Origin of the sequence: Streptomyces sp. SudanB25_2051 (assembly GCF_964272635.1) — a bacterium.
GTDB lineage: Bacteria > Actinomycetota > Actinomycetes > Streptomycetales > Streptomycetaceae > Streptomyces.
In genome coordinates this window covers 6,525,838-6,552,185 of sequence record NZ_OZ186787.1, presented here as the reverse complement: position 1 = coordinate 6,552,185, position 26,348 = coordinate 6,525,838, and the positions used below count along the sequence as shown (strand labels likewise).

General features: G+C 73.6%; 21 protein-coding genes and 3 pseudogenes. 12 read left to right on the top strand and 12 right to left on the bottom strand.

The genetic code is table 11. From position 1 onward, the window contains the following. Positions 1-35: 35 nt before the first annotated feature. On the bottom strand, positions 36-803 hold the full coding sequence (locus ACSUPT_RS28790; protein ID WP_403504931.1) for an SDR family NAD(P)-dependent oxidoreductase: 768 nt from the start codon (positions 801-803) through the stop codon (positions 36-38). Positions 804-1,214: 411 nt separating this feature from the next. Between ACSUPT_RS28790 and ACSUPT_RS28785 the strand changes: the two genes are divergently transcribed. Together ACSUPT_RS28785 and ACSUPT_RS28780 are read left to right on the top strand one after the other, a co-directional pair. After that, positions 1,215-1,469 (top strand): hypothetical protein, encoded by a 255-nt coding sequence (locus ACSUPT_RS28785; protein ID WP_351966014.1) that lies wholly within the window; start codon positions 1,215-1,217, stop codon positions 1,467-1,469. Positions 1,470-1,830: 361 nt separating this feature from the next. After that, positions 1,831-2,508 (top strand): LysE family translocator, encoded by a 678-nt coding sequence (locus tag ACSUPT_RS28780; RefSeq protein WP_436946107.1) that lies wholly within the window; start codon positions 1,831-1,833, stop codon positions 2,506-2,508. Positions 2,509-2,589: 81 nt separating this feature from the next. Here ACSUPT_RS28780 and ACSUPT_RS28775 read toward each other — a convergent pair whose 3' ends face one another. Continuing rightward, complete coding sequence (locus ACSUPT_RS28775; protein WP_399218454.1) at positions 2,590-2,937, bottom strand: NIPSNAP family protein; 348 nt, start codon at positions 2,935-2,937, stop codon at positions 2,590-2,592. Here ACSUPT_RS28775 and ACSUPT_RS28770 point away from each other — a divergent pair. Next, positions 2,827-3,087, top strand: a pseudogene (locus ACSUPT_RS28770) (transposase); the annotation flags it as partial. The gene ACSUPT_RS28775 and the pseudogene ACSUPT_RS28770 sit on opposite strands and share 111 nt — an antisense overlap. Before the next feature lie 159 nt (positions 3,088-3,246). Here the strand turns inward: ACSUPT_RS28770 and ACSUPT_RS28765 are convergent. Further along, positions 3,247-4,023, bottom strand: a complete 777-nt coding sequence (locus ACSUPT_RS28765; protein ID WP_436946106.1) for a MerR family transcriptional regulator — start codon at positions 4,021-4,023, stop codon at positions 3,247-3,249. A gap of 95 nt (positions 4,024-4,118) precedes the next feature. Between ACSUPT_RS28765 and ACSUPT_RS28760 the strand changes: the two genes are divergently transcribed. Further along, positions 4,119-5,213: a serine hydrolase domain-containing protein gene (locus ACSUPT_RS28760; protein ID WP_436946105.1), complete on the top strand. Its 1,095-nt coding sequence runs from the start codon at positions 4,119-4,121 to the stop codon at positions 5,211-5,213. A 21-nt stretch (positions 5,214-5,234) separates the two neighbouring features. On the opposite strand, the pseudogene ACSUPT_RS28755 reads toward ACSUPT_RS28760, so the two are convergent. From ACSUPT_RS28755 to ACSUPT_RS28740, 4 genes and pseudogenes are all read right to left on the bottom strand, one after another. Further along, positions 5,235-5,656: pseudogene (locus ACSUPT_RS28755) on the bottom strand (transposase); the annotation flags it as partial. A 103-nt stretch (positions 5,657-5,759) separates the two neighbouring features. Continuing rightward, complete coding sequence (locus ACSUPT_RS28750; RefSeq protein WP_436946104.1) at positions 5,760-6,053, bottom strand: hypothetical protein; 294 nt, start codon at positions 6,051-6,053, stop codon at positions 5,760-5,762. Positions 6,054-6,126: 73 nt separating this feature from the next. Continuing rightward, a pseudogene (locus tag ACSUPT_RS28745) lies at positions 6,127-7,014 on the bottom strand (IS5 family transposase). Between the two features lie 167 nt (positions 7,015-7,181). Beyond that, positions 7,182-9,620: an SCO7613 C-terminal domain-containing membrane protein gene (locus ACSUPT_RS28740; RefSeq protein ID WP_436946103.1), complete on the bottom strand. Its 2,439-nt coding sequence runs from the start codon at positions 9,618-9,620 to the stop codon at positions 7,182-7,184. Positions 9,621-10,083: 463 nt separating this feature from the next. Between ACSUPT_RS28740 and gdhA the strand changes: the two genes are divergently transcribed. The 8 genes from gdhA to ACSUPT_RS28700 all read left to right on the top strand — a co-directional run bounded on the left by gdhA (position 10,084) and on the right by ACSUPT_RS28700 (position 19,072). Beyond that, entirely contained in the window at positions 10,084-11,442 is a 1,359-nt protein-coding gene (gene gdhA, locus ACSUPT_RS28735) for an NADP-specific glutamate dehydrogenase (protein ID WP_436946102.1), read from the top strand. A 273-nt stretch (positions 11,443-11,715) separates the two neighbouring features. Then, positions 11,716-11,886 carry a 50S ribosomal protein L32 gene (locus tag ACSUPT_RS28730; RefSeq protein WP_436946101.1) on the top strand — a complete coding sequence of 57 codons (171 nt, stop codon included), beginning with the start codon at positions 11,716-11,718 and terminating at the stop codon, positions 11,884-11,886. A gap of 4 nt (positions 11,887-11,890) precedes the next feature. After that, positions 11,891-13,063 carry a GTP-binding protein gene (locus tag ACSUPT_RS28725; RefSeq protein WP_436946100.1) on the top strand — a complete coding sequence of 391 codons (1,173 nt, stop codon included), beginning with the start codon at positions 11,891-11,893 and terminating at the stop codon, positions 13,061-13,063. Between the two features lie 358 nt (positions 13,064-13,421). Further along, positions 13,422-13,724 (top strand): ArsR/SmtB family transcription factor, encoded by a 303-nt coding sequence (locus tag ACSUPT_RS28720; RefSeq protein ID WP_436946099.1) that lies wholly within the window; start codon positions 13,422-13,424, stop codon positions 13,722-13,724. Further along, complete coding sequence (locus ACSUPT_RS28715; RefSeq protein ID WP_361659448.1) at positions 13,721-14,113, top strand: VOC family protein; 393 nt, start codon at positions 13,721-13,723, stop codon at positions 14,111-14,113. The genes ACSUPT_RS28720 and ACSUPT_RS28715 overlap by 4 nt, the downstream gene beginning before the upstream one ends. A gap of 221 nt (positions 14,114-14,334) precedes the next feature. Then, on the top strand, positions 14,335-15,000 hold the full coding sequence (locus ACSUPT_RS28710; protein WP_436946281.1) for a hemerythrin domain-containing protein: 666 nt from the start codon (positions 14,335-14,337) through the stop codon (positions 14,998-15,000). Between the two features lie 520 nt (positions 15,001-15,520). Then, a complete protein-coding gene (locus tag ACSUPT_RS28705; RefSeq protein WP_436946098.1) occupies positions 15,521-17,506 on the top strand; it encodes a SpoIIE family protein phosphatase in 1,986 nt (661 codons plus the stop codon). Between the two features lie 468 nt (positions 17,507-17,974). Next, the gene (locus ACSUPT_RS28700) at positions 17,975-19,072 is read left to right on the top strand and encodes a hypothetical protein (protein ID WP_436946097.1); all 1,098 of its coding nucleotides are present in this window, start codon (positions 17,975-17,977) and stop codon (positions 19,070-19,072) included. Positions 19,073-19,114: 42 nt separating this feature from the next. Here the strand turns inward: ACSUPT_RS28700 and ACSUPT_RS28695 are convergent, their stop codons facing one another. The 5 genes from ACSUPT_RS28695 to ACSUPT_RS28675 all read right to left on the bottom strand — a co-directional run bounded on the left by ACSUPT_RS28695 (position 19,115) and on the right by ACSUPT_RS28675 (position 26,346). Continuing rightward, complete coding sequence (locus tag ACSUPT_RS28695; RefSeq protein ID WP_399218443.1) at positions 19,115-20,710, bottom strand: vanadium-dependent haloperoxidase; 1,596 nt, start codon at positions 20,708-20,710, stop codon at positions 19,115-19,117. Positions 20,711-21,021: 311 nt separating this feature from the next. After that, on the bottom strand, positions 21,022-23,550 hold the full coding sequence (locus ACSUPT_RS28690; protein ID WP_436946096.1) for a hypothetical protein: 2,529 nt from the start codon (positions 23,548-23,550) through the stop codon (positions 21,022-21,024). A gap of 48 nt (positions 23,551-23,598) precedes the next feature. After that, complete coding sequence (locus ACSUPT_RS28685) at positions 23,599-23,823, bottom strand: hypothetical protein (protein ID WP_436946095.1); 225 nt, start codon at positions 23,821-23,823, stop codon at positions 23,599-23,601. A 239-nt stretch (positions 23,824-24,062) separates the two neighbouring features. Beyond that, a complete protein-coding gene (locus ACSUPT_RS28680; RefSeq protein ID WP_351966030.1) occupies positions 24,063-25,226 on the bottom strand; it encodes a serine hydrolase domain-containing protein in 1,164 nt (387 codons plus the stop codon). Between the two features lie 31 nt (positions 25,227-25,257). Beyond that, the gene (locus ACSUPT_RS28675; protein ID WP_436946094.1) at positions 25,258-26,346 is read right to left on the bottom strand and encodes an alpha/beta hydrolase; all 1,089 of its coding nucleotides are present in this window, start codon (positions 26,344-26,346) and stop codon (positions 25,258-25,260) included. Between the last annotated feature and the right edge of the window lie 2 nt (positions 26,347-26,348).

Below are 26,348 nucleotides of genomic sequence, written 5' to 3'. Positions count from 1 at the left end.
ATGCGCCCGGGCTCCGGTCGGCGCCCCGGCGGACCTCAGGTCCTGAGGTATGAGGCGCCGTTGAGGTCCAGAACCGTGCCGGAGGACCACTCGGCGGCGGGGGACGCCAGCCACAGCACTGCGGCCGCGATCTCGGCTGGCTCGGCGACCCGGCCGAAGGGGCTCTGCGCCCGGATCGCCTCGCCCTCCGGACCTTCGAGGCGGGCCGCCACCCGTTCCGTCGCGAAGAAGCCCGGAGCGACCGACGCGACGGCGATGCCGTACGGGGCGAGCGACACCGCGAGGGACTGGCCGAGGGCGTGGACGGCCGCCTTCGTCGCCCCGTACGCCGGATGGTCCGGCTCACCGCGGAACGCGCCGCGAGACCCGATGTTGATGATCCGTCCGCCGTTCCCCTGGTCGATCATCCGGCGCGCCGCCAGGTGGCTCAGATGGGCGGTGGCCAGCAGGTTCACGGACACGTGGCGGTCCCAGGCCGCCACCCAGTCCTCGTAGGACGTCTCGGGCAGCGGGTGAGGGGTGTTCACCGCCGCGTTGTTGACGAGGACGTCGATCCCGCCGAGCGCGTCGGCGGCCGCCTCGACCAGCCTCGCCGCGCCGGCCGGGTCGGCGAGGTCCTGCCCGATCCGTACATGCCCGGTGCCCGCGAGGCTCTCGTACGTCCGGCGGGCCTCCTCCTCGCGCGAGGAGTAATGCACGGCGACCCGGTCACCGTGGGCGGCGAACGCCTCGGCGACCGCCCGCCCCAACCCGCGCGACGCTCCGCTCACCAGCACCCGACGACCCGACGCGGGAAACCCCATGGCCCCTCCTCCACTCAGACAACACAGCATGACAACCGGACCACCACCCCACACCATCCCTCGACGCGCCCGGACACCGGGCCGTGCCGCGAGCATGCCGCCCCGGCCGTCCCGCGAGGCCCGCTCGCAGACGGGAAGCACCGGCCCCTGCTGAGGGCGTCATCGAGCGTCGCGTCCGCGACCGGCATGTAGTGGTCAGAGGGGCTGCGGCAGTCCTGGCACGATCCCCGTCGGGGGCCCGAGGCCGTACGTGATCTCCGGCGCGGACGGGCGCCGTTCTCCCTTGGACGGCCGCGCCCTTCGCGCACCGGCGGCCAAGTCGCCGTATAGGGAGGGCGCTTGGGGGTATCCGGGTGGCGCCGGACCCCTGGCGGGCCGGCTCTCACCCTCATCATCCCGAAGGAGTGGCACATGAGCACGCAGTACGGCAGTCAGTCCACCGGTCAGCAGCGCGCGGCGACCAGCAACGTGCTCAGCATCATCGCCATCGTGCTCGGCGCGGTCGCCCTGCTCTTCCTGCCGATCGTCTTCGGCGCCATCGGTCTCGTGCTGGCCATCATCGCCATGACGGTCCGACGGGAGCGCCTCGCCACGGTCGCCCTCGTGGTCAGCGCCGTCGGCCTGGTCGGCGGCATGATCCTCGGCGCCCTGGTCGCCAGCGCCTGACAGTGCCTGTACCTCAAGGCCGACGATCCGCGCCCGTGCAGCCCGCCGGGGGCTCCGACCACGGGCGGGCGCCGTGGCGGCGGCTTCTGCCCTTCGCGCCCGTCCGTGCGACCGGTTCCGTGATCTGCCTCCGCCCCGCCGCCTCGGCGTGCAGCCGGAGGAAGACGCCCTTGATGTGGAGCGCATCGGGCGCAAGGTGAAGCTCCGTGGTCAGTCCGTCGCGAGACCGGCCGATGGCATTGTCATCCGTCTCGTCGGCCGGGGCCCCTCGTCGGGGCTCCGGCCGCGTGCTGCTGTGCGCGCGAAGGTGGCGTCGGCTGTGACGGCCCAGTGAGGTCTTGTTTCGGCGCAGACCTGTGCGATGGGCGCGGTGATGCGCCGCCCCCAGTCCCGTCGACCGGTGCACCACCTCAGTACTGCCACGGTGCTTGCCGTGTTACTTCTGTCAGCCGTCCCAGGACCGAGCGTGCTCTTCGTCATCGGACGAGCTCTCGCCCACGGGCGTAGAACGGCGTTGTCTTCTGTCCTCGGCAACGCGCTCGGCGGCTACGTGCTTGTCATCGTGGTGGCCATGGGCGTGGGGAGCGTGGTCGAGCGTTCGGTCCTGCTCTTCAACGTGATCAAGCTGGCCGGGGCCGCTTACCTCGTCTTTCTCGGCGCGAAGGCGCTGCGGGCGAGCTGGAGGGACCGGGCGATCACGAGGACCGCCTCGGGTGCCGCGCCCGGCGGTGGCGGCGGCTCGGTGCGGGCGGGGTTCGTCGTCGGGGTGACCAACCCGAAGAGCATCGTCTTCCTCACCGCCGTCCTGCCTCAGTTCGTCGACCCGGAAGCCGGCCACGCAAGCCTCCAGATGCTCCTGCTGGGGCTGGTCGGAGCCCTGCTGCAACTGGTCTCCGACGGCATCTGGGGGCTGACCGCCTCCACTGCGCGTGCCTGGCTGGGTCGTTCTCCCCGCCGCATGTCACTGATCGGTGGCACGGGAGGGCTGGCCATGATCGGCCTTGGGGCCTCTGTCGCCGTCACCGGCCGCGCGGATTGATGCCGATGCCCCACCCGACGAGCGCCGCCACACCGCACTCGACGGACACCCGCCCATGACCCGCGTCAACGACGCTGCGGGCTAGGGCGATGTGCTGGGCGGTGCGGCGGCGCCTTGGGAGGACGCGGGCAGCAGAGGGCGCATGAACGTGCGCTCGTAGCGCAGTACGCAGCCGCTCTCGTCCCTGATGCGGTCGGCTTCGATGAACTCGGGTTCCGTGCCGAACAGTGCTCGGTACTGCTCGTACGCGGCGAGGCTGGGGAAGCTGAACAGGGCGAACGCCTTGTCGCTGGCGCCCTCGGCGGGGAGGAAGTAGCCGTGGTGGGTGCCGCCGTGCCGGTCCACCAAGTCCATCCACCGGCGCCCGAACTCCTCGAACGCCTCGATCTTCGCCGGATCGATCACGTACTCCACCACGCAGGTAATCATGCTCCGAGGCTAACGCGGTCGTCCGCGCCGACCAGGGTCCGCATACGGTGGCGGACCCGAACCGGTGCTCCCTGGTGGGACATGCCCGAACGCCATGGGCCGTGGGACCGGGTCCATGACCTGTTCCGGCGCCGGCAGCGGGACGGCACCCGGGCGAGGATCCCCACCCGCCTCCAGGCCGAGGCCGACGCCAAGGGTCTGATCACCTGCGACGTCGACGTCGACTCATCGTCTGCCGGGCCATGGTCACCCCGCCTGCCTCCGACTCCGGCTCCCATGAGTCTCCGGAAGCCCCCCAGGGGCAGTTCGTCACTGGCGCGGGATATCGATGCCTGCCGCGCGCAGGTGCTCCTCGACCAGCCCGTTCAGCCGGGCGATGGACGGTGCCTCGTCCTCCCGGTGGTGGTTGACCACGCCGTACCGCGAGGCCGCGTCGGGACCGTGCGGTCGCTTGGCCGGCAGCGTCAGCAGCGCGCGGACGCCCAGCAGGTTGGCGGCCACCGCTGAGGCCAGCTCCTCGATCCGCGGGTCGTCGGGGTCCCAAGACCTCGCCTCCCAGCCGCGCTTGGTCAGCTCGACGAACTCGGGGTCGTCCAGCCGGTGTTCGAGGTTGTCGAGGAAGAGGTCGAAGACCTCGGGAGTCAGCGCCCTCGACAGCACGAGGGCCTCCCGCTGGGTGGTGACGTAGTCGGGGCTGAAGTCGAGCTCGGCGAGTCGGTCCAGGACCGCGCAGGCCCGGTCGGGCAGCAGGGCGCGGTCACCGTGGGCGAGCCGGTGCAGGGTGTCGCGGCGGGCGGTCAGCTCCTCGATCTGTTCGGTGAGCCGGCGGCGGACGTCGTCCAGGGCGGTGGCGAACCGCTCGGGCTCGGCGTCGAGCAGCTCGCCGATCTCGGCCAGCGGCACACCCGCCCCGGCCAGGGCCCGGACCTGGACAAGGCGCAGCAGGTCGGCCGAACCGTAGCGCCGGTAGCCGGAATGGTCCCGTTCCGGTTCGGCGACCAGGCCGAGCCGGTGGTAGTGCCGCACCGTCTTGACGGTGATCCCGACGAAAGCCGCCGCCTGACCGATCGTGAGCCTCTCTGCCATGGGGTGAGCGTAACGCTCCTCCCTCGCCTTGACCTTGACCTTGGGTCAGGGTCCACGCTCATCCCACACCCGCTGACGCGAGATGAGGAATCACCATGACCGAGCAGGACACCGCCGCCGCGCAGGACCGCCTCGAGCTGCGAAAGGCCATGCAGGAGATCGTCGACGCCGGTTTCGCCGGGGTGCATTTGCGCGTGAACGACGAGCTCGGCGAGTGGGTCGGCAGCGCCGGCGTGAGCGAGCTGGGCCGGACGGCGAAGCCGCCGACCGACGGGCACTTCCGGGTCGGCAGCGTCACCAAGACCTTCGTCGCGACCGTCGTGCTGCAGCTCGTGGACGAGGGCAGGCTCGGCCTTGAGGATCTGGTGGCCGATCACCTGCCCGAGCTCGGGCTCGACCGGCGGATCACGGTAAGGATGCTGCTGCAGCACACCAGCGGGATCTTCAACTTCACCGGCGAGTTCTCCGCCGACGGCACGGTCGAGCCCGGTGTGGTCGCCGGCTTCGGCAAGGAGTGGGTCGACCTCCAGTACGCGACCTTCCGACCGGAGGAACTGGTGCGGGGGGCGCTGGCGAAGCCGGCGCGGTTCGAGCCGGGCACGGCCTGGAGCTACTCCAACACCAACTACGTCCTGGCCAGGCTGCTGATCGAGAGGGTCACCGGCCGCTCGCTGCCCGAGGAGACGCATCGGCTGATCCTGGGTCCTCTCGGTCTGACGGGCACCCTGCTCCCGGAGACCCGGGAGGATATCCCCGAGCCGCACGCCCGCGGCTACTTCGGCTACGACGACGCCGGAAAATGGAAGGTGGTCGACACGACCTGCTTCAACCCCTCCTGGGTATCGGCCGCCGGCGACATGATCTCGACCAGCCGGGACCTCCACACGTTCTTCTCCGCGCTGAACAGCGGCAAGCTCATCTCGGCCGAGCTGCTGGCCCAGATGCGCGTCGCGGACCCCACGATGGGTTACGGCCTGGGGGTGTTCGTGGAGGAGCTGGACGGCGGCGGCACCGTCCTCCACCACAACGGAGGGTTCTGGGGCTGGGGCGCGCTGATGTACAGCACGCCCGACGGCACCAAGACCCTGACCGGCTCGCTGACGTCCGGGGGCATCGAGATGGACCTGCCCACCATGGCCACGACGTTCGAGAAGGTGAAGCAGACGCTGGTCAAGGCGGTGTTCGCCTAGAGTCTGTTGTGAAAGTGCTGGTCACAGCCACTTCTTGATGGCTGCGACCAGTACGGTCGCTGCGTAGCGGACGGCGAGTTCGTCGTACCGGGTGGCGACGGGCCCCGTGGCGCTTGAGCCGGTTGATTCCGCAGACCGCGTGCCGCTGCTTGTAGTCGTCCTTGTCGGACTTCGGCGGCCGCCCGCCGCGCGATCCGCGCTTGAGGCGGTTGCGGACCCGGTCCGCCGGGACCGGGATGGTGGCCTTGATCCCGCGTCTGCGCAGGTAGGAGCGCTTACGGCGGGAGTCGTACGCCTTGTCGGACCGGACCCCGGTCCGGGCGCTTGCGCGGCCTGCCAAGCCCCAGGCGGCGAACCCGGACGGCCTCCAGGACCGGCTCGCATTGCGGGGCGTCGCCCCGCTGCCCGGCTGTGATCACTACGGACAAGGGCTTCTGCCCCTGAGGGCGTCACCTCCATGTCCCGCAGGTGCCGCGGTCGGGGTAGGACCCTCCTGCGCGCCTACCGTGCACCCGCGGGGCCCGCTACTAGGCACTGTCCGGCCGATCATGCTTCGGGGTTGACGGTCCGCAGGTCGTAGAGGTAGGAGCGGTCATCCTTGAAGCTGCGCCAGACGGTGGCCGGGGGTTCGGGTTCGTCAGCCAGGCTGTTGAGGGGATGGGCGGTGACGAGGCCGTCCGTGATCTCGCAGTGCCAGCCGTCGGCCGGCGACCAGACACACCACACCTTCCCGTCCGTTCGGCGGTAGGCAGGACGGCCGTTGTGCTCGCCGTCCCGTTCGAAGTGGTAGCGGAGGCCGTCTATATGGCGCACGAAGGTAAAGGATGCGAGTGCCGTCATACCTTCGGCACTGTATGAGATGACGCTGCCGGTGGCTAAGCGGTTCTGCGAGTAACCAGATGCAGGGCGCATCTCACGGGCGGAGCCAGAGCCGGATTACGGCGACGGTGACGGTGCCGTGGAAGACGTAGGCCCTCTTGTCGTAGCGGGTGGCGACGGCCCGGGAGTTCTTGAGCCGGTTGATCGTTCGCTCGACCTCGTTGCGGCGTTTGTAGATCCCGCTGTCGAAGCCGGTGGGCCGACCGCCCTTGCTTCCGCGTCTTGTGCGGTTGGCCCGCTGGTCCTTCGGCTCGGGAATGGTGTGCTTGATCTGGCGTCTTCGCAGGCAGCGGCGATTGCGGCGTGAGCTGTATGCCTTGCCGCCGCCGAGGCGGTCTGGCCGGGTGCGTGGCCGTCCGCCCTGCGGTCGGGGGATGGCGACCCGTTCGAGGACCTCGATCATCTGCGGGGCGTCGCCCCACTGGCTGGGCGTGAGGAGGAACGCCATAGGCCTGCAGCCGCCCTCACCGGCGAGGTGGATCTTGCAGGTCAGTCCGCCCCTTGACCGTCCGAGTCCTTCGTCGGGGCGGTGGTGCCGAGGCGTCGTCCTTTTTTCGGGATGCGCGGCTTTTTCTCGCGTGCCCTGGCCGCGTGGGCACGGCAGGACGTCGAATCGACGCTGACCATGCTCCAGTCGATCCGGCCCTCGAGATCGGCGTCCGCCTGGACAGCACGCAGAATCCGGTGCCACGTGCCGTCCGCCGACCAGCGCCGGTGCCGCTCGTAGACGGTCTTCCAGCTGCCGAAACGCTCCGGAAGATCCCGCCACGGTATGCCCGTTCGCACCCGAGACAAGATCCCGTTGATCACCCTGCGGTGATCACTCCACCGGCCCGCCACGCTGCCCCGACACCGGCACATGCGGCTCCAACCGGCCCCACTCGGCATTCGTCAGATCACCCCGCCCCCTACAGGGAACAATGAGCCACTGACCCGACCGTCACATGGTCCGCCGGACAGTGCCTAGGCGGGCGCGGCCAGTTGGGCCGGCGCGGCCGGCCAGTGCGTAGCGATCGGTGGTCGCCGAGGCGGTCGGGGCCGAAGCCGGTGTCCACGGCGCGGCCCCGGCCTGCCCCGCCAGGCGGTCCGTCAGCCCATGCGGCCCACCGCATCGCGCAGGCGCCGCAGTTCGCGCAGGCGCCGTTCGTAGGTCGCGCCCACCATGAGCAGCAGCAGTCCGGCCAGCGCCGGAGGCAGCCAACGCGGCAGTACGCCCACCATGGCGGCGACGTACGGCGCCAGTTCGTGCAGCGCCACCAGCAGCAGGACGCCGCCGCCCAGCAGCAGCGGTGCCTGCAGGCGTCGGCGTGCCCCGCCCAGCGTGACGGCCAGCGCCACCGCCCCCAGCAGCAGCGGCCGCGACGAGTCCGCGTCGCCCCAATCCGCGCACAGGCTCGGCAGCAGGCCCGCCGCGAGACCCGGCCCGTAGGCGGCCCACGACCCCGTACCGGCCTCCCGCTTTCTGCCCAGCGCGCCCACCACCAGCGCCGGCACCGCCACCGGCAGCGCGTACGCCTCCGGAACCGTCACGTCCCACAGGGCGAGCCGCACCCACGCCGCCGCCACGAGCAGCAGCGCGGCCAGCGGTCCGGCCACCCGCAGGCGCTCCTTGCGCAGTGCCGTCCCCGCCGCGACGACGCCCGCCAGTCCCAGCACCAGCGCCAGCACTCCCGGCCGCCCCGCCGAGAGGGCCACCGCCACCGCGCCCACGGCCGCGCCGGCGCCTTCCACGGGTACGGCCGCCGCGTCGTGCCGCAACCGGGCGCCGAGGCAGGCCGTCGCGGCGGGGACGGCCAGGAGCGCCGCCCCCACCCAGTGCGCTGGCCAGCCCGCAGCCGCCCCGGCCGCGCCCGTGAACCCGGCGGCCGCCGCCACCGCCCCGCACGCCGACGCGGCCCGCAGCCACGGCCTCGACCCGGCAGCCGCGGAGGCACCCGTCCACAGCAGGGCCAGCGCCGCCAGCACCACGAGCGTCGCCGCACGCGTCGCCAGCCCGGCCACCGCCACGCCGGCCGCCGCCGCCACCGCGCACCCGAACCCGGAAGCCGCGACGACGTTCACGCCCGGCGCCGCCCCCTCCAGCCCGGCGGCCACGCGCGTGGGGCGTACCGCCACCGCCAGCAGCGCCGCCACCACCAGCAAGTGCGCCGCGAGCACGGCCCCGTACGGCAGGCCCGCCGCCACCGGCACCGTCCACGCCGCCAGCGCCCCCAGCCCCAGGGCACCGCACCGCGCGGCGACCCGCACGCCCGGGCCCCCGACGCCGGCGGGCACCGACGCCCCGGACGCCAGGACACCGCCCACGAGGGCCACCGTCACCACAGCCGGCCACACCGGCGCCGGCTCGGCGCCCGGTCCCTCCAGTGCCGCACCCGCCCACACGTCAGGCACGAGCGCCGTCTGAACCCATATCAGCAGCGGAACGGCCACCAGCAGCCCCAGCCCCATGATCCCGTCCGACGCCCACACCAGCCCGCGTCGCACCGCCTGCGGCACCACCCGCACCGCCGGCGCGGCGGCCACCGCGAGTATCAGCAGCGACGCGCAGGCCGCGTACGTCGGCCACGCCCACGCCGCGGGCACCACCGCACGCAGCAGTCCGCCCCCGGCGGCCGCCCAGGCCGCCGCCGCCACCATCGCGCACGCCACCGCCCCGGCGCCCGCGACCCGCCACCCAACGGCCACCCCGAGTGCCGCGCCCGCCAGAAGCAGGAGCGCGGGCTCCACGCCGCCGCGCAGCGACGCCTCGAAGGAGGTGAGCAGCGCGTACCCGGCCGTCACTCCGGCCGCCGACCACGCGGTGACCCGGACCGCGGCCGAGCGGGCCCGCAGCGCCGGCAGCGCGTCCGCGGCGCCGGTCGCCAGCAGCACCCAGGCCACGGTCCGCGCGTCGCCGCCGAAGGCGACCACCGCGACAGTCACGGGGAACTGCCCCAGCACCACGGCCGCGGGCAGCGGCGCGCGCAGCCCGCGGAACGCCAGCCCGTACCCGGTCCACAGCACGGCCAGCAGTGCCGCGGCCGCCGCCGTGTACCCGGACGCGCCCCATGCCCACGGACCGGCGAGCAGGTACAGCGCCCACGCGTCCAGCACGGTCAACGCCAGCGCCAGCGCCGCCACCGTCTCCGCCGTCGCCCTCAGGCCGCGCCGCAGCAGCACCGCGGGTACCGCGAGGGCCACCACCGTCACCGCGCCCAGCACCGCGGTACGGCCGCCGATCCCCAGCACTCCCCAGCTGAGCAGCGTGAACGCCAGTGCGGCGATCACCAGCAGCGCCCCGCCGAGCGCCAGCAGCACCGTCCGCACGCCCCACGCGGACGCCTCGCCGTCCGTCCCGGCCCACCCGGACGCACCGCCGGGCACCGCGCCCGCCGCGCCCGCGGCTCCGCCGGGACGCGCGGCCTGCGTCCCCAGCACGTCGACCAGCCACGCACGGCGCGCGAGGAGCATCGCCCGGCGCGAGTCCAACAGGGCCAGTTCACGATCGATGAGCACCAGCTCCTGGGCCGGTGACGGAATGCTGTCCATGCCGGGCAGTGTCCGAGCCGACACGTCCTCGCCGGATGGGCGCGGGTACTCAGACCCCGCTGAGTAGCCGGGGGCGGCCGGCGCGCCCCGGCCATCCGGCGACGGCCCGCAGCCACCCCGCTCGGTGGCGGCGACCCGGCGGGTACGGCGTCATGCGACCCGGCGGGTACGGGGGAACGGGAGCGCGCTGTTCCCGGCCGGACGGCGCGCGCCGTACGGTGCGGGCTTGCGTGATACGGGCCCTCCCCGCTTGCGGGAGTCTCAGAGTCCGGACAGTTGGCACACCCGCGCTGGCCTCGGGCTTTACACAGGGGTAACACTGTGGGGCCGGCCGTTTCCCGGGCGGGCAGCGGCAACGCGCTGACGAGCGGCCCGGGGCGGCGGCCGTCCCGCGCGCGGCAACGGCGCCGAGCGCCCATCACCGGTCCCGTACCGGTAACAGCCGTGTCAGAAAGGGCCCTTCGTGACGACCCGAGACGACAGCAAGACCAGGCTCGACGCCCTGCGCGTCGAGATCGAGCGACGCAACCCCGCGCAGCCGGAGTTCCACCAAGCCGTTCACGAGGTGCTGGAGACGCTGGCGCCGGTGCTCGCGGCGCGGCCCGAGTACGCCGAGCCGGGCCTCGTCGAGCGGCTGTGCGAGCCGGAGCGCCAGATCATCTTCCGGGTGCCCTGGCAGGACGACCAGGGCCGCGTGCACGTCAACCGAGGCTTCCGCGTGGAGTTCAACAGCGCGCTCGGTCCGTACAAGGGCGGTCTGCGCTTCCACCCGTCCGTGAACCTGGGGATCGTCAAGTTCCTCGGCTTCGAGCAGGTCTTCAAGAACGCGCTGACCGGTCTGGGCATCGGCGGCGGCAAGGGCGGCAGCGACTTCGACCCGCGCGGCCGCAGCGACGCGGAGGTCATGCGCTTCTGCCAGTCGTTCATGACGGAGCTGTACCGGCACATCGGCGAGCACACCGACGTACCGGCCGGCGACATCGGCGTCGGCGGGCGCGAGATCGGCTACCTGTTCGGGCAGTACCGGCGGATCACCAACCGCTGGGAGGCCGGTGTCCTCACCGGCAAGGGCACCGGCTGGGGCGGCTCGGCGATCCGGCCCGAGGCCACCGGGTACGGGAGCGTGCTGTTCGCGGCGGCGATGCTCCGCGAGCGCGGCGAGGACCTGGAGGGGCAGACGGCCGTCGTCTCCGGCTCCGGCAACGTCGCCGTCTACACCGTCGAGAAGCTGCTCGCCCTCGGCGCCAACCCGGTGACCTGCTCCGACTCCAGCGGATACGTGGTCGACGACAAGGGCATCGACGTCGATCTGCTCAAGCAGGTCAAGGAGGTGGAGCGCGGACGGATCAGCGAGTACGCCGAACGGCGCGGGGCCTCGGCGCGGTTCGTGCCCGGCGGCCGGGTCTGGGAGGTGCCGGGGGACATCGCGCTGCCGTCGGCCACCCAGAACGAGCTGGGCGAGGACGACGCGGCCGCGCTCGTGCGCAACGGTGTGAAGGCGGTCGCCGAAGGCGCCAACATGCCGACGACGCCCGACGCGGTACGGCTCTTCCAGCAGGCGGGGGTCGCCTTCGGCCCCGGCAAGGCCGCCAACGCGGGCGGGGTGGCGGTCAGCGCCCTGGAGATGGCGCAGAACCACGCGCGTACCGCGTGGACACCGAACCGGGTGGAGGAGGAGCTGGCCCGGATCATGAACGACATCCACACCACCTGCCATGAGACCGCCGCCCGCTACGGGGTGCCGGGCGACTACGTCACGGGCGCCAACATCGCCGGTTTCGAGCGGGTCGCGGACGCGATGCTCGCCCAGGGCGTCATCTGACGCGGACGCGCGTACGCGGACGGGCGCGCGCACTCCGCCGTCGCGCCTCGGCGGCGTGCCGGGCGGCGTGCTCGGGCATGCCCGTCCGCGTCGGGCCTCGCGCCGTCGGCCGGTGGGCGGGGCGTACGGCGTGGGCCGCCGCGGCCGGTGCCGCCGCCCTTCCCCGGTCTCCGGGCGGGGGCGGTGGGACCGCGCCGGGCCCCTCGGACCCGCAGTTCGATAATGACAGTCGTTTTCATGTAGCGTGAGGGTCGCCCGACCCAGGAGAACGACATGACCGTCCCCGAACGCCCCATGCCCCGCGCCGGCACCCGCCTGCGTCGCACGCCGGTGACGGCGGCTCCGCCGTACCCGGTGTCCGCCGCCGTCGACGCCGGCACCCGCCCCGTACCGCGATGGACGGCCGAGGCGTACGAGCGCGGCCTCCCGCGACAGGAGGGCTGACCGCGTGCGCAACCGCCGACTCCCCGTCACCGTCCTGTCCGGCTTCCTCGGCGCCGGCAAGACGACACTGCTCAACCACGTCCTCGCGAACCGGGACGGCCTGCGCGTCGCGGTGATCGTCAACGACATGAGCGAGGTCAACATCGACGCCGCGCTGGTGCGCGGCGGCCAGGCCGCCCTGTCCCGGACCGAGGAGCGCCTGGTCGAGATGACCAACGGCTGCATCTGCTGCACCCTGCGCGACGACCTCCTGGAGGAGGTGGACCGGCTGGCCAGGGAGGGGCGTTTCGACCACCTCCTGATCGAGTCCAGCGGCATCTCGGAGCCGATGCCGGTCGCCGCGACCTTCGCCTTCCCCCGTGATGACGGGGCGACCCTCGCGGACCTGGCCCGGCTCGACACCATGGTCACCGTCGTCGACGCGGCGAACTTCCTTCCCGAACTGACCGGGGGCGACGGGCTGGCCGAGCGGGATCTCGCCGCGTACGAGGACGACGAGCGGACCGTCAGCGATCTGCTCATGGACCAGGTCGAGTTCGCCGACGTCATCGTCCTCAACAAGCTCGACCTCGTCACACCCGGGGAAGCCCGCCGCCTGCGGGCCGCACTGAGCCGGCTCAACCCGGCCGCCCGCGTCGTCCCCGCCACCATGGGCCGCGTGGACCTCCGCGAGGTGCTCGGAACGCGCCTCTTCGACCTGGAGCGCGCCCAGCAGGCGCCCGGCTGGGTCAGGGAGCTGAACGGCGACCACGTCCCGGAGACCGAGGAGTACGGCATCTCCAGCACGGTCTTCCGCTCCGACCGCCCCTTCCACCCCGGCCGGCTGTGGGACTTCGTCACCCGGCAGATGGACAGCGGCGCGTTCGGGCAGGTGCTGCGCTCCAAAGGCTTCTTCTGGCTCGCCAGCCGCCCTCACGTGACCGGGCTGTGGTCGCAGGCCGGGTCCGTGGCACGCTTCGAACCGTCCGGCGCGCGGGACTCGGACACCACGCAGGGGCAGGAACTCGTGTTCATCGGCACGGGCCTGCGCGCGGACGCCCTCGGCGCGGCACTGTCCGCATGCCTCCAGCGCCCCGGCGAGCGTCCTCCGGCCGACGATCCGTTCCCCGCCTGGGAGACGTACGGCATCGACGCCGCGTGCGAGCACGAGCACGCGGAGGCGGCGCTGCCGGCCTGAGACCCCGGGCCGGGCGGTGGTCGCAGCCACGGCACCGCCCGGCCCGGCACCACACCCGCCGTCCGGGTCCGTCGGCGCGGGATCGGTGCGGCGCCCGGCCGTCCGAGCCGTTCCCCGGGGACCTGGCGGAACCGCCTCGGCGGGCCCGGCCCTCCGGTCGGCGGCTGTACTGCTGGGGCTCTATGACGCACCGGTGCCCGACGCCGTGGCGGTCCAGCGGCTCGCACCGCCGACGTGTGCGGTGGGGGTCTCCGGTGAGGGGAAGAGCCCCGGCGTCGCCCCCGTCCGCGCCGGGTTCGCGTATCGGCCGGCGCACCACGACTTGATAGGCAAGCCCTGACTTGCCTATGGTGGAGGCGTGGCCGACGACCTGTTCAAAGCACTGGCCGAGCCCACCCGCCGCATCATCCTCGACGAGCTCACCGAGAAGTCCGGGCAGACCCTGTTCGAGATCTGCTCGCGCCTGAGCATGAAGCACCAGCTCGGCATCTCACGCCAGGCGGTCTCCCAGCACCTGGCCGTCCTGGAGGCCGCGGGACTCGTCGAGACCAGGCGGGAGGGCCGCTACAAGTTCCACGACCTCAACACCGCCCCCCTGCGCCGGATCACCGAGCGATGGCTCGTGCCCGACGCCTCCGCACCGGAAGAGAGCACCCCATGAAGATCCACCTGCTCAGCGTCTTCGTCGACGACCAGGCCAAGGCCCTGCGCTTCTACACCGAGATCCTCGGCTTCGTGAAGAAGCACGACGTCCCCGTGGGCGAGAAGGACCGGTGGCTGACCGTCGTATCGCCCGACGAGCCCGGCGGCACCGAACTCCTCCTGGAGCCCGCGGGCCACCCGGCCGTCAAGCCCTACCGCGACGCCCTCGTCGGGGACGGCATCCCGCTCGCCCAGTTCGCCGTCGACGACGTGAGGGCGGAGTACGAGCGCCTGCGCGGCCTCGGCGTCCGCTTCGTCCAGGAGCCCCTGGAGATGGGCCCCGTCACCACGGCCGTCTTCGACGACACCTGCGGCAACCTGATCCAGATCGCGACCAAGCCCGAGTAGGCCCTCCTGCGGCCCGGCCACGCGCCGTGCGCCGGTTCCTTCCCGGGAGGGCGGAGCCGGTCGCACGGCGCGGCGTGCGCCGGCTCGACCCGCCCCGCTGGGGGGCGGGTCGCGAAGCGCGCGGGGACGGGCCTGAAGGTCATCGCAGCGGGTAGCCGACGTGGGGATCGCCGTACAGGGCGCTGTGCCGGGAGAGCGAAGGAGACGGACGATGACCGTCCATCGCGCGACAGAGCGTCGAGGAGCTCGGCGGCTACGGCAGCGTCCTCGCCCGGCAGCGCCGGGACCACGCCGAGCTGGACCGCCTCATGTCGCTGTACGAGTCGGGCGCGGGGTCGCGGGAGGAGCGGCTGCGGACCCTCAAGGCCGTCGTGCGGCTCACCTTCAGCCACGCCTTCGCGGAGGAGACCGTGCTGTGGCCGGCGCTGCGGCGACTTGTCCCCGACGGGCAGGAGCTGACCGCCCGGGTCGAGGCGGAGCACCAGCGGATCAACGACCTGGTCGCGGAGCTGGAGCGGACCGACCCCGACGACCCGCGCCACGACGGTCTCGCCGCCGAGGCGTTCGCTCTGATCCGCGAGGACATCCGCGACGAGGAGGACCTCCTGCTGCCCCGGCTGCGCGACGCCGTCGACGCCGCCCGTCTCCGGCAGCTCGGCGCGGCGTGGGAGACCGTGCGCCGTACCGCTCCCACCCACCCGCATCCCGCGGTGCCCCGGAGGCCCCCGGCCAACGCCCTGCTCGGCGTGGCGCTGAGCGCCTTCGACCGGGCGAGGGACCTCTTCCCGGCGGGTGTCCGGGCTCCGCGCGGCAGGACGGCGCTGGCGGTGGCGGCCGGGCTCGGCACGCTGTGGCTGATCAGCAGAGGCGTACGGCGCGGACGCTGACCCTCGCGGGGCCCGCTGTCCAGGGGTCCGCTGTCCTGGGGCCCGCTTCCCTGGGGCGCGCCCCGGCCCGGCGGGACCCCTGGGGCGCGGGCCCTCTCCCTGGGCAGAGGGGCGCGGAACTCGGGCTGGCCTGCCGTACGGGACGCGGGCCGACGACACGAGGCGTGACGACGACACGGGGCGTGCCGGCGAGGCCCCGCGCGGAACGGGGCCGCCCCGCGCGACGCCCGTACCGGAGTCGTACAGGCGGTCGCCCGCACACCGCCCGCCGGGCGGACCGGTACCGCCGTGCCCCGGCCCGCCCGCCGCCGCGCCGCGTCCTTCCCCGCTCCGCCCGTCGCGCGGGCGGCCGACCACGGCACCGGAGCACCCGCGTGGCGCCCGGTGCGGGCGGCGTGCGTCGGGAGAATGGACGAGGCGTTGGCGGCGACAGTGGAGCGAGGTGCCAGGTGCGGGTACGCGACGCGCGGCGGGGCCCTGTCCGGCCGGCGGTCCGGTGGGCGCGGGCGGCGGAGGGCCGGTGGTGAGTGCGCCCGGGCCCCTCGATCCGGGGCTCTTCGAGGAGACGGTGGCGGCGGTGGCCCTGTTCGCGGGCCCCGAGCACCGGCTGGTCCACCAGAACGCCGCCAGCTGCCGGATGCTCGGCGCCCGGCCGCTGGGCCTTCCGGCGAGGGACGCCTTCCCCGAACCGGACGCCGACGAGTTCCTGTCGGTACTGGACGACGTCATCGCCACCGGGCGGCCCCGGCGGCTCCCCGACTCGCGCGAGCCCGACCCCGGCGCCTCGGAGCAGGCCCGGTACTTCGTCTACTCCTGCACGCCCGTCGCGCTGCCGGACGGCCCCGGCGTCATGGTCGTCGCGCTGGACACCACGGCCGAGACGCTGGCGCTCGAACGGTTCGAGGCGCTGGTGTCGGCGGTGTCGCAGATGGTGTGGGTCCTGCACGCGGACGGGTCCGCCGAGGAGATCGTCCCCGGCTGGGAAGAGCTGACCGGGGCTCCCTGGCACGGGTGGATGGACGAGCGCTGGGACGCCTACATCCACCCGCGGGACCTGGAGGGGCTGCGGCGCGGCTGGCTCTCGGCGGCCCAGGACCCTCCGGGGGTCTTCGAGCACACCTTCCGGCTGCGGACCGCGGACGGCTCCTACCGCCACGTCTTCACCCGCTGCGTGCCCATCCTGCGCAAGGGCCGCGCGGAGGAGTGGGTGGCCGCGGCCGCCGACGTGGAGGACTCGTGGGTCGCCGCGCTCCGCGAGCGTCTCCTCGCGCAGGTCGCGGAGGTGTCGGGCGGAAGCCTGGACGACGCGTTCGACGCGCTGGTGCGGGTCATCGTGCCCGACCTCGCCGACTCCTGCGTGGTCCTGCTGCTCTCCCCCGAGGAGTGGCCGCTGCCGGACCACGCGACGGTCACGGCCCGGCGCGTCGCCTCGGCGACCCGTCCGGGGCTGCCGGCCCGGCCCGCCCTGAAGGGGCAGAGCGTCACCGTCGGCGGCGCCGTGCGGGAGGTGCTGGAGAGCCGCGCCCCGCGCACGTTCCGCCTGCCGGCGGGCGGCCGGGTGCCGCCGGGCCTGGTCCCGGCCGTCACCGAACGGTGGCTGGCCGCCGCCAACGCCACCAGTCTGACGCTCGTCCCCCTGGCCGTCGACGACATCGTCATCGGCTACGCCGCCGCCAGCACCAACGGCGACACGCCCGTCCCGGGTCCCGCCGAGGTCGAGCTGCTGCGCAGGGTCTTCCACCTGGCGCAGCGGCCCATCCGGCGGGCCCTCGACCTCCAGCAGGCCCGCCGCACCGCGCTGCGCCTGCAGCGGGCCCACCTCACCGACCCGCCGGCCGTGCCCGGCGCCAGCCTCGCCGCCTGCTACCAGCCCGCCAGTTCGGCCGACGAGATCGGCGGCGACTGGTACGACGCCATCGTCCACGCCGACGACAGCCTCGTCCTCGACATCGGGGACGTCGCCGGCCACGACCTCACCGCGGCCACCACCATGGGCCAGCTCCGCAGCATGCTGCGGGGCCTCGTCTGGCACAAGGGGCCCGGATGCACGCCCGCGGCGCTCCTGTCGATGCTGGAGGACGCCGCGGAGGGGCTGGACATCGCGTCCTTCACCACCGCCGTCCACACGCATCTGCGCCGGCGGCCCGACGGCACCTGGGCGATGGCGTGGTCCAACGCGGGCCATCCCCCGCCTCTGCTGGTGCCCGCGCGAGGAAGGCCCCTCTTCCTCACGGGCACCGGCGAGGATCCGCCGCTGTGCGTCGCCGCCGGGGTGCCCCGTACGACCCACACCCGCGTCCTCGCGCCCGGCGACACCCTGCTGCACTACACCGACGGCCTCATCGAGACCCCGGGCGCCTCCCTCGACGACGGCCAGCGGCGCCTGCTGCGGGCGGTCGCGCACCACCGGGACGAGCCGCTTCCCGAACTGCTGCGCCGCCTGCGGGAGCTCTCCGACGACCGCGACGACACCGCCATGATCGCCTTTCGCGCGCATGTGAACTAGAGGCCGGTCCGGCCTCCGGAGCCGCCGTCCCGATGCCCCCGCGCCTGTCTCCGGCCCGTGCGCGGTGGGGGCGTGCGTGGCGCGCCGGGGGCGCACGGGTGTCAACGGCGTATGTGCGCGGGGTTCCGCGGGTGATCAGTCCTCTTGGCGGGGGTTCGGTGCGCCATTCTTGGGCGGGTGCCGCTCCTCGCGCGTTCGCAGGGAGCGACATCCTGCGGCGCGGGGAAGCGCGTGCGTCCGCGTTCAACCGCCCGGCGCGTTCCGCCTCCGCGTCCGTACGGGCTCCGGTGCGTCGCCGCCGTCCTCGCTCTGTCGCGCCGCCCCGCGACGCGGAGGTGGAGGCGGCGCCGCCGGACCCCGCCGCGCGGCCGGTGCGGTCCTGTGCCGGGGCCGTGCGCCGGCACGCGTCGGGGCCGTCGTCGGCCGGGGCGCCGCAACGATCGGGACGAGGAACGAAGAAGGTGGCACATGACGGTGGCTCAGGGCGTCTTGGCGGCGGTGGCGACGGCCGTCGTCGGTGTGCCCTTCATCGCGGCACTGGCCGCGTGGGCGAGCGGGGAGTGGGAGACGGACACCGAGGCGCCCCGTGACGGCCGTCCGGACCGGCTCGGCGCCGACCGCCGGCGGGTGTCGCTGGAGAAGGCCGGGGCGAACGCCCCCGGCGGCCGGGACGGCGAGACGGCATCGGGCTGCTTCGTCCTCCTCGTCGTCGCCGCCGCCATCGCCCTGGTGGAAGTGGCACTGGCCGCCCCGGGCCCCGACGACGGCTGCGTCTGGGCCGTCGCCGCCCTCCCCGCGCTGACGGCGGCAGCCGTCCCCGTCCTGCGACACCGCAAGGGCGCCCGCGGCCTGGAGCTGGCCGTCCACGCCTCCGGGGCGCTGACGCTGGCGGCCGGGTGCCTCAGCGTCGCGGGTTTCGTCACCGGGCCCGCCGCCCACGGGCCCGGCCCGGCCCTCCTCGCCGCCACCGGTGCGGGCGCGGCGGCCACGGCCGTACTCGCCCTGGTCCGGGCCCGGGTGACGCTCACGGTCGTGCCGGCCGCCGCCGCCGTGCTGGTCGCCGTCTTCGGCCTGATCGCCTCCGACGTCCACGACTCGGCCGGCTACGCCGTCCGCTACGGGCACCCCGTCCGCATGCCGCTGCCCTCCGGTTGTGTGAGCGGCGAGACCATGGCGTGCGCGGTCACCTGGAGCGACTCGCGGCACGGCCCCTCCTCCGTCTTCGAGGACGGTCAGCGGATCGTCGTCCACTTCAGCAAGGAGGGCCGGTCGCACTACGCGCGCTACTACCGGCTCGGCGGGTTCTACCGGCCCGGAGACGAGAACGACCCGAACGGCGTCTTCCTGGACACCCGGGCCGTCGGCGACGAGGCGTATGTGACCCTCGGCTACGAAGCCGGCCCCTTCACGCCGTTGGGCCGCCTCCGCCTGACGGGGCCGATGTGGGCGGCCCTCCCCCTCCTCCTGCTTCCGCTGGCCCTGCACCTGTACCTGGTCAGGGAACGGGCGGAGCAGCCGCTGCGGCGGTACAGGCGGGGCGAGGCGTCGCCGGCGCCCACGGCCTGAACGCCCACAGGCGGGCGGCGGCACGTGGGCGCCGTTCCCCGGTCACTTGACGAGCAGGCGGAAGGTCGCGCCGTCGGCGAGCACCTGGCACTGGTACTGCGTCCACCGGTGCTCATCGAGCAGCTTCTGCCCCTGGTCGGGGCAGGTGTCCCGGTTGTACGCCGTCCCGAAGGAGACCCAGTCGGCGGAGGAGTTCGGGCCGAGGTGGTGCGACGTCACGTGGGCGCCGATCCGCCCGCCGCTGGCCAGGCCCTGTTCGGCGTCCCAGCGGTAGTGGACACCGAGCCACAGACGCGCGAGGGCGTTCTCCTCGGCGGCGGCGGAGAAGCTGTGGAACCGCCGGATGACGCCCTGCGCGTGCGGGTCCTCGGTGGCCGCGTCGAAGGTCATCTGGTCCTGGCCGAACCAGTACGACATGACCCTCGCCCAGGCACCCGCGAAGGTCGCGTGGCCGGAGACGTAGGCCGGGAAGGGCGGGCTGAAGCTCCGGCCGCTGCGGTCGGCCGACAGGGGGCGCCACGACGGGTCCGCCACCGTCGCCGCGTTGCCGTCGTCGTCCAGGTTGACGGCGCTCTCCGGGCGCCACAGGTCGATCGGTGTCTCGTACTTGGCGTGCCAGGCGGCGATCCCCGCGTCGGCGAGCGCCAGCGACAGCATGGCGAACAGCTTGGCCGTGCCCGAGGTCTGGACGCGCTGCTGGGCGACCAGGGTCTGGGTGTTCGCGAAGATCTGGCCGATGGGCTTGTACGTTCCGTCCAGGTCGTTGGCCCAGAAGTGGGCGGCCTGTGTCTGGTCGGGCGTACGCGTGGTGGAGGTGGCGCCGCCGAGGCGCTTCACCTCGTTGACCTGCGCGGCGTACTCGGGGCTCGCCAGCAGCTCGGGCATGGAGGTCTTGCCCGCGGGGAGCGGGGGCCGCACCTGGTCGAGCGTCGTCAGCGTGAACGGCTTCACCTTGCCCCAGTGCGGTGTGACCGCCGCGCCGGAACCGGTGGGCCGCCAGAAGCCCGGCTGCGTGCTGCCCGGGTAGGCGGTGGCGGCCGCGGCTCCATCGCCGACCCGGGCGTTCACCACGGCTTCGGCCGCCTTGGTGCCCACATCGGCTCCGGCCGCACGTGCGGTGTCGGTGACGGTCGAGGGCACGGCGGCCTGAGCCGCCCGCAGATCGGCGGAGAAGTCGAGGTCCGGCCACACGCTCGTCAGGGCCCGGAAGGCGGCGTAGTCGACGGCGGTGTCGTAGTCCGGGGTGGTTCCCGCCGCGAGCGGCACCTTGACCAGGTACGGCTGCCCCAGGCACCCGACGGGACGCACGCACTTGGCGGAGTTGGCCGCGTCGTAGATCGCCACGTGGACGATCGCGCTCGCCCGCGCCAGTTCGGTGGGTGCCGCGCTCGCCCCGGTCAGTTGGCGGAACGTCCGCTGCAGGACCTTGTTCCAGTAGACGACGTGGTCCCTGTCGACCGTCACCTCGGCGCGCGGCGCGGCCGCGACCTGGTGGGACGGGAGGGACGGAGAAGCGAAGACGGCCGCCAGGGCCACCGGCAGCGCCGTCGCGAGCCGCTTCCACCTCCGCCGCGCGGGCGGGGCGGCTCCGGCCGCGCTGGACGAGGGACGGCCTGCGGCCGGGGTTCTCTGACGCAACTCTCACTCCTGTGGGACGAGGACGTGTCGCCGCGCGAGGGCGCACGAGAACCGGCCGCCCCCTGCGGCCCGGGAACCGCAGGAGGAATCCTGGTGCTCACGGCCGCCTCGGGCCATACCCTTCCCGGCCAACCGCCGACGGCCGGTACGGACGGGACCGCGGACCACCGACGGCCGGTACGGACCGGGCCGTTCGGACGCGACGTCCCGCCGGGGCCGCGCCGTCCACCGCGTCGGCGCACGGCCGGGCATGGCGCCGAACCTCCGGCCTGGTGCGGGGGGGCGGACGGTCCACGCCGCGCGGGCCGTGGTCAGCGCCGGAGCCTGCTCGTCGCCTTCGCCGCCCGGCGGCGCAGTAGGAGGCCGCCTAGGGTGAGACACGCGAGGAGCGGCAGGGACGCGAGCGCGTAGGGCCACCGGCTCGGCTCCGCGGAGGCGGGTGGGGCGTACGCCTCGCGCGGGGGCGGGTCCAGGGGCCGGGAGCTGGTGAGGCCGCCGAGCCAGACCGCGCGGCCGGTGCTCGTCGGCGCGTGCAGCGACGCGCGGGTCGAGGCGGCGAGCCCGGGGTGGTCCTGGGCGAAGGCGGCGGCGCCGATCCGCTTCCGGTCGACCCGGGTGAAGTCCACGCCGCCGTAGACGTAGGTGCTGGTGTAGAGGTAGTCGCCCTTCCTGGTGCGGTGCCTGACGGTGAACTCGCCGTTCCGGTACGACCGGACGTAGCGGTCGAAGACCTCGCGGGGTGTCCACTTCTCCCTGGAGGACCAGCGGCCGATGTCGCCGGTGCCGATGACGTCGGAGTACGCGGTCTGCCGGGAGGCGCCGCGCTCGCGGAACCATTCGGCGGCGATGCGGCTCGCGTAGACCCGGCGCAGGTCGGCGTATTCGGGTGCGCGGTTCACGGCGTTCTGCACCTGCGGCAGGATCGTCGTGCGGTAGAGGGACTCGTTGTGCTCGGTGGTGGCCTTGTCCTGCCGCGGGCATCCGCCGGCGCCGCCGACGCCTTCGGCCTCGACGAGGTCGGATTCCATCCTCACCAGCAGCGGTGCGTCCAGGATGTGGAGTTCGTCGCCGTTCTCGTGGACGGTGGCGGTGCCGGGGACGATCCACTGCCGCATCTGCAGGCACTTGGCCGCGCCCCGCAGGGACGCCCAGAACGCCCTGCCGCCCGGGGTGTCGGGGTGGATGAACTTCGCGACCGACTTCTTCATGGCCAGGTCGGCTTCGAGGAGTACGCGTCCGGCGTCGGTCCTGCCGAACCGGGCGTCGATGATCCGGCCGGGCTCGTCAGGGTTGAGGTTGACGGTGAAGGCGGCCGGCGGCAGGGCCAGCCAGACGAAGAACGAGTCCGAGGCGAGCCGGGCCGCGCGGCGCCCTCCGAAGGACGTACGGCCGGTGGGCAGCCGGTCGGCTCTGAAGGCGTACTCCACGCCGGAGCCGTTGTGGCGGGTGTCGGAGACGTACCGCAGTTCGAGCGTGGAGAAGTCGACACCGCCCAGGTCGGGCGGGGTGACCGCGGGGGCGTCGCCGTCCGCGGCGAGGCCCTCGACGTGCCAGTCCTGGATCAGCCCGGCCCGCAGCGCCTGTTGCAGCGAGTCGGCAGACGCCGCGACGGCCTGGGCCAGCGGGCCGTCGGCCGCCAGCTGGCCTGGCGCGGCGAGGACGTCCGGGACGGCCGCGTCACCGGCCGGTGCTGCCTGCGGCCCGCCGGGACGGCCGGTGGGCGCCTGGCCCGCTCCGCCCTCCGCGGGCGGGCTGTGGAGGGAGCCCGGCGGCACGCGTTGCCCCGTCGCCGGGAAGTACCGGACGTCCGCCTGGACGCGGTGCTTCGCCGCCAACTCCTCGATCATCCTGACCGATCCCGGGGTGGGCCGCTCGCCGAACACGGCGAGCAGTCGGCAGCCGGTCGCCCGGGCGATCTTCAGCAGGTCGTCGAACTGCTTGCGGCCCTCCGCGGTGTCGACGTCCTTGCCGGACTTGGTCTCCACGATGACCTTGAGCCGCTCGAAGTCCGCGGCGTCGAGCGGGCGGTCCTTCTTGTGCAGGCGCAGGCCCGCGAGCCGGGGAAGGAGCTCGCGCGGCACCCTCTGGCCGAAGCGCCAGCGGCCCTCGGGGTCGAGTCCCTCCCTCTCGATGTACTCGGCCCTGACCAGCCGCTCGAACGCCGCGCCCTTGCGCTTGCTGTTGAAGGCGTTCACGTACCCGGCGCGCCACTCCTTCCAGTCGGGTACGGAACTGCCCTCCTTCTGCACCTTCCAGTGCGCGAAGAGGAAGTCCCTGGACGCCCAGGTGTACTGGTCGGGGAGGCCGATGCCCTTCAGCACGTGGTCCGGGGGCTCGGCGACCGAGCTCAGCACACCGGGTTCGTTGAAGACCGTCTTCTCGAACAGCGCGCGGAACTTCTCCCACGTCGTGCCCTTCTTGGTGTACGTCTTCCAGCGGGCGAACAGGTGCTCCCGCGTGCCGCGCGTGTACGTGCCCTTCGTGCCGATCCGGGCGAGGTCGGCCTGCGTGGGCTCGGGGACGGTGTTGAGCGCGTCGGCGCTCTCGTACGTGTACACGCCCCTCGGGTGCGTGTCGCGCGTCGGCTCGACGCCGGGGAGCGGGAAGTCCTCCGTCGCCGCGGCCCCCGGCGCGCAGGGGCCGGCCAGGCCCGCCAGAGCGACCAGGCTCAGGCCGGCCGCGAGGGCGACCGTGCGGAAGCGGAGCAGCGCGGGGGGCGCGGGAACCGTGCGGCCGCGGCGCGGGTGCGCCGGCTGCGGAGGTGTGCGCGGCGGCAGGTGGCCGCGGGGCGCGACGTACGGGACGCCGCCCCGCCCCTCCCCCGGGGTCGTGTCGGACATGCTGTTCCCTTCTCCCGACGCGTGCGTCCGCGGACGGCGGTCGGCCTGCTACCTCTGGCACGCGTCGATGACCACGAGCAGCAGAATCGTGATCCCCACCATCGGAAGGCAGCCGGGCGAGTTGGGGTTCTTGCGGTTGACCTCGAAGCTACCGCCGGGAAGAAGCCCGGGGTGGCGGTCGGCGTAGTGCGCGATCGCCGCGTCCTCGCTCTGCGACTGGGTGCTCCAGCTGGTGGAGAACCCGCATTCACCGCACCGGTAGAGGAATGCCATGACGACTCCTTGTCACTCGATCGAATGAGGCGGGCAGGGCGCGGCGACGGCGGCCGCGGGGTGGTGGGGAGAGCCGGTCCGGAGACCGGCCGCCGCCGGCCGGGCTCCGGTGGCCGGGCTCCGTTGGCCGGTTCCCGGCCGGGCGGTTCGGCCGGCCGCACCGGCCGGCGCGCGGGTGGCCCCGTGGACGCGCCGGCCGGGCTCGCGGGCGCCGCCGCCGCGCGGAGGCGGGTACGGCGTCAGGGGGTGCGGTCGGCGCCCTCGCACAGGGCCGTGTCGAGGAGGGCGGTGAACGTGCTGTCCGGGCGGTTGACCTGGAACAGCACGTTGGTCACGACGGACGCGTGCCGGCCGTCCTCGGTGGCGAGCGTCTGCGACATGTAGCCGGGCACTCCCCCGCTGTGGCCCCAGGCCGCGATGCCGCAGGAGAGCGTGTATTTCCCCAGGCCGAGGCCCAGGCCGCCGCCGCTGCCCGGTTCGACCTCGCGGATCTTCCGCATCTCGGCCAGGCCCGCGGCCGAGACGACCTTGCCCGCGAGCAGGGCCTGGTTGAACGTGGTGAGGTCCTTCAGGGTCGAGATGATCGCGCCGGCGCTGCTGTAGAGGGACGGGTCGTAGGTGAGGGCCGGGGTCCAGAGGAAGAAGCCTCCGACCCGGACGCCGTGGTATCCGTTGACGGCCGGGGTGGGCAGGGCGCGGTCGCCGGGGGCGGGGAACACGGTCCGGCTCAGGCCGAGCGGTGCGATGACGCGGTCCGTGACGGCCCGGTGCACCGGCTGCTGCGTCACCTTCTCGATGAGCATGCCGAGGACGAGGTAGTTGGTGTTGGAGTACGTGATGCCGGCGCCGGGTGCGGAGACCGGCGGGCGGCTCAGGCCCTTGCGCACCGATTCGGCCAGGTCGTAGGTGCCGTCCGGGTTGGCCTTGGGGGTCTCGGTGACCGGATACGGGTTGTACGCGGCGAGGCCCCCGGTGTGCTGGAGCAGGTGGCGCACGGTGATGCGGGTGCCGTCGTAGCCGTTGCCGGTGACGACGCCGGGCAGGTAGTCCGCGATGGGGGCGTCCAGGGAGACCTTGCCCTCGTCGACCAGTTGCAGGACCACCGCCGCGGTGAAGGTCTTGGTCTGGCTGCCGATGCGGAAGTGTTCGTCGGCCTGGATGGGGCGGTTGGCGTTGACGGTGCCCGTCCCGGCGGACAGCGTCCAGGAGCCGCGCGCGTCGCCCGCGTGCACCGCCGCGCCCGGTCCGGCTTCCGCCTGGAACGCCTTGAGCGCCGCGAGCGTGGCCGGGTGGTCGTCCGCCGCCGTCCCGGCGTGAGCCGCCGGGCCCGACATCGTCAGCAGGGTCGCGCACACGGCGCCGGCGACGACGCAGCGGCGCTTTCCGGTTCGGTTGATCGCCATGGTGTCTTCTCCTCGGTGAAGGGTGCTGCCGTCAGTTGGTCGCCGCCGCGGCGAAGGCCGCTTCCAGGCGCGGGACGTAGTCCGCGAACGCGGCGGCCCAGCAGCCGTAGTTGTGGCCGCCGTCGCAGCGGGGTGAGAGGGACGCCCCGTCGGCGTAGTCGACGAGGCGGCTGGGGATGCCGAGCCGGTCCAGGCGGGCCTTGACGGTGGCGGCGGCCCTCGCGGTGTTGGCGTCGATCACTCCCCGGTCGCCGGTGTAGAGGGTGACCTCGGTGTGGGCGAGCTTGGAGAGGTTGGCGGGGGCGGCGGGGTCGTAGGCGTTCCAGAGGCGGTCGGCGCCGAAGACCGGGTACGGGGAGCCGAAGATGGCGTCGCTGTCGACGTACGGGCCGTATCCGGTGCACGTGCCGCTGCCCGAGGTGCTGGAGGAGCTGCTGACCGCGCACCAGGCGCCGGCGAGGTTGAGTTCCGTGGCCAGGACCGCCGCGCGCACCTCGGCCATACCGAAGTCGATGCCGCCGGACAGCGAGGCGGTGTGACCGAACAAGTCGGGCCTGGCCTGGGCGTAGTGCAGCGCGCCGGAGCCGCCCATGGACACGCCGGTGACGGCCCGGTGCGCGCGGTCGGGGACGGTGCGCAGGTTGGCGTCGATGAAGGGGACGACCTGCTCCAGGTGGAACGTCTGCCAGTCGGCCCTTCCGGCCGCGGTGTTCTGCATGAGCCAGTTCGCGTACCAGCCCTTGAGGCCGCCGTCGGGGACGACGGTGATCATCTTGTCGGAGCGCAGGGCGGGAGCGGCCGCCGCGTCGTCCACGCTGCCGCCGCCTCCGTGCAGGAAGTACGTCACGGGCCAGCGCTTCTCCGGATGGGCGGCGTACCCGCTCGGCAGGAAGACGCGGATCTTGTGCGGGCCGGCGACGTGCGGTGTGGTCACGGTGATCGTGAAGTCGGTGCTGGAGCGCACCTCGGCGTCCCCGACCCGGGTCAGTCCGAATCCGTCGGTGAAGCGGGGTGTCGCCGGGGTGTCCGCCTGGGCGGCCGGCCCCATGAGCCCCGTCAGCCCCAGCGCCGCGAGGAGCGCGGCGGCGGTGCCGAGACGGCGGCGCCGCGGTGATCTCATCG

Excerpts from the sequence above, each read along its gene's own strand:
- ACSUPT_RS28790 (WP_403504931.1), bottom strand. The coding sequence starts at position 803 with ATGGGGTTTCCCGCGTCGGGTCGTCGGGTGCTGGTGAGCGGAGCGTCG.
- ACSUPT_RS28785 (WP_351966014.1), top strand. The coding sequence starts at position 1,215 with ATGAGCACGCAGTACGGCAGTCAGTCCACCGGTCAGCAGCGCGCGGCG.
- ACSUPT_RS28780 (WP_436946107.1), top strand. The coding sequence starts at position 1,831 with ATGGGCGCGGTGATGCGCCGCCCCCAGTCCCGTCGACCGGTGCACCAC.
- ACSUPT_RS28775 (WP_399218454.1), bottom strand. The coding sequence starts at position 2,937 with ATGATTACCTGCGTGGTGGAGTACGTGATCGATCCGGCGAAGATCGAG.
- ACSUPT_RS28765 (WP_436946106.1), bottom strand. The coding sequence starts at position 4,023 with ATGGCAGAGAGGCTCACGATCGGTCAGGCGGCGGCTTTCGTCGGGATC.
- ACSUPT_RS28760 (WP_436946105.1), top strand. The coding sequence starts at position 4,119 with ATGACCGAGCAGGACACCGCCGCCGCGCAGGACCGCCTCGAGCTGCGA.
- ACSUPT_RS28750 (WP_436946104.1), bottom strand. The coding sequence starts at position 6,053 with ATGACGGCACTCGCATCCTTTACCTTCGTGCGCCATATAGACGGCCTC.
- ACSUPT_RS28740 (WP_436946103.1), bottom strand. The coding sequence starts at position 9,620 with ATGGACAGCATTCCGTCACCGGCCCAGGAGCTGGTGCTCATCGATCGT.
- ACSUPT_RS28730 (WP_436946101.1), top strand. The coding sequence starts at position 11,716 with ATGACCGTCCCCGAACGCCCCATGCCCCGCGCCGGCACCCGCCTGCGT.
- ACSUPT_RS28715 (WP_361659448.1), top strand. The coding sequence starts at position 13,721 with ATGAAGATCCACCTGCTCAGCGTCTTCGTCGACGACCAGGCCAAGGCC.
- ACSUPT_RS28700 (WP_436946097.1), top strand. The coding sequence starts at position 17,975 with ATGACGGTGGCTCAGGGCGTCTTGGCGGCGGTGGCGACGGCCGTCGTC.
- ACSUPT_RS28690 (WP_436946096.1), bottom strand. The coding sequence starts at position 23,550 with ATGTCCGACACGACCCCGGGGGAGGGGCGGGGCGGCGTCCCGTACGTC.
- ACSUPT_RS28685 (WP_436946095.1), bottom strand. The coding sequence starts at position 23,823 with ATGGCATTCCTCTACCGGTGCGGTGAATGCGGGTTCTCCACCAGCTGG.
- ACSUPT_RS28680 (WP_351966030.1), bottom strand. The coding sequence starts at position 25,226 with ATGGCGATCAACCGAACCGGAAAGCGCCGCTGCGTCGTCGCCGGCGCC.
- ACSUPT_RS28675 (WP_436946094.1), bottom strand. The coding sequence starts at position 26,346 with ATGAGATCACCGCGGCGCCGCCGTCTCGGCACCGCCGCCGCGCTCCTC.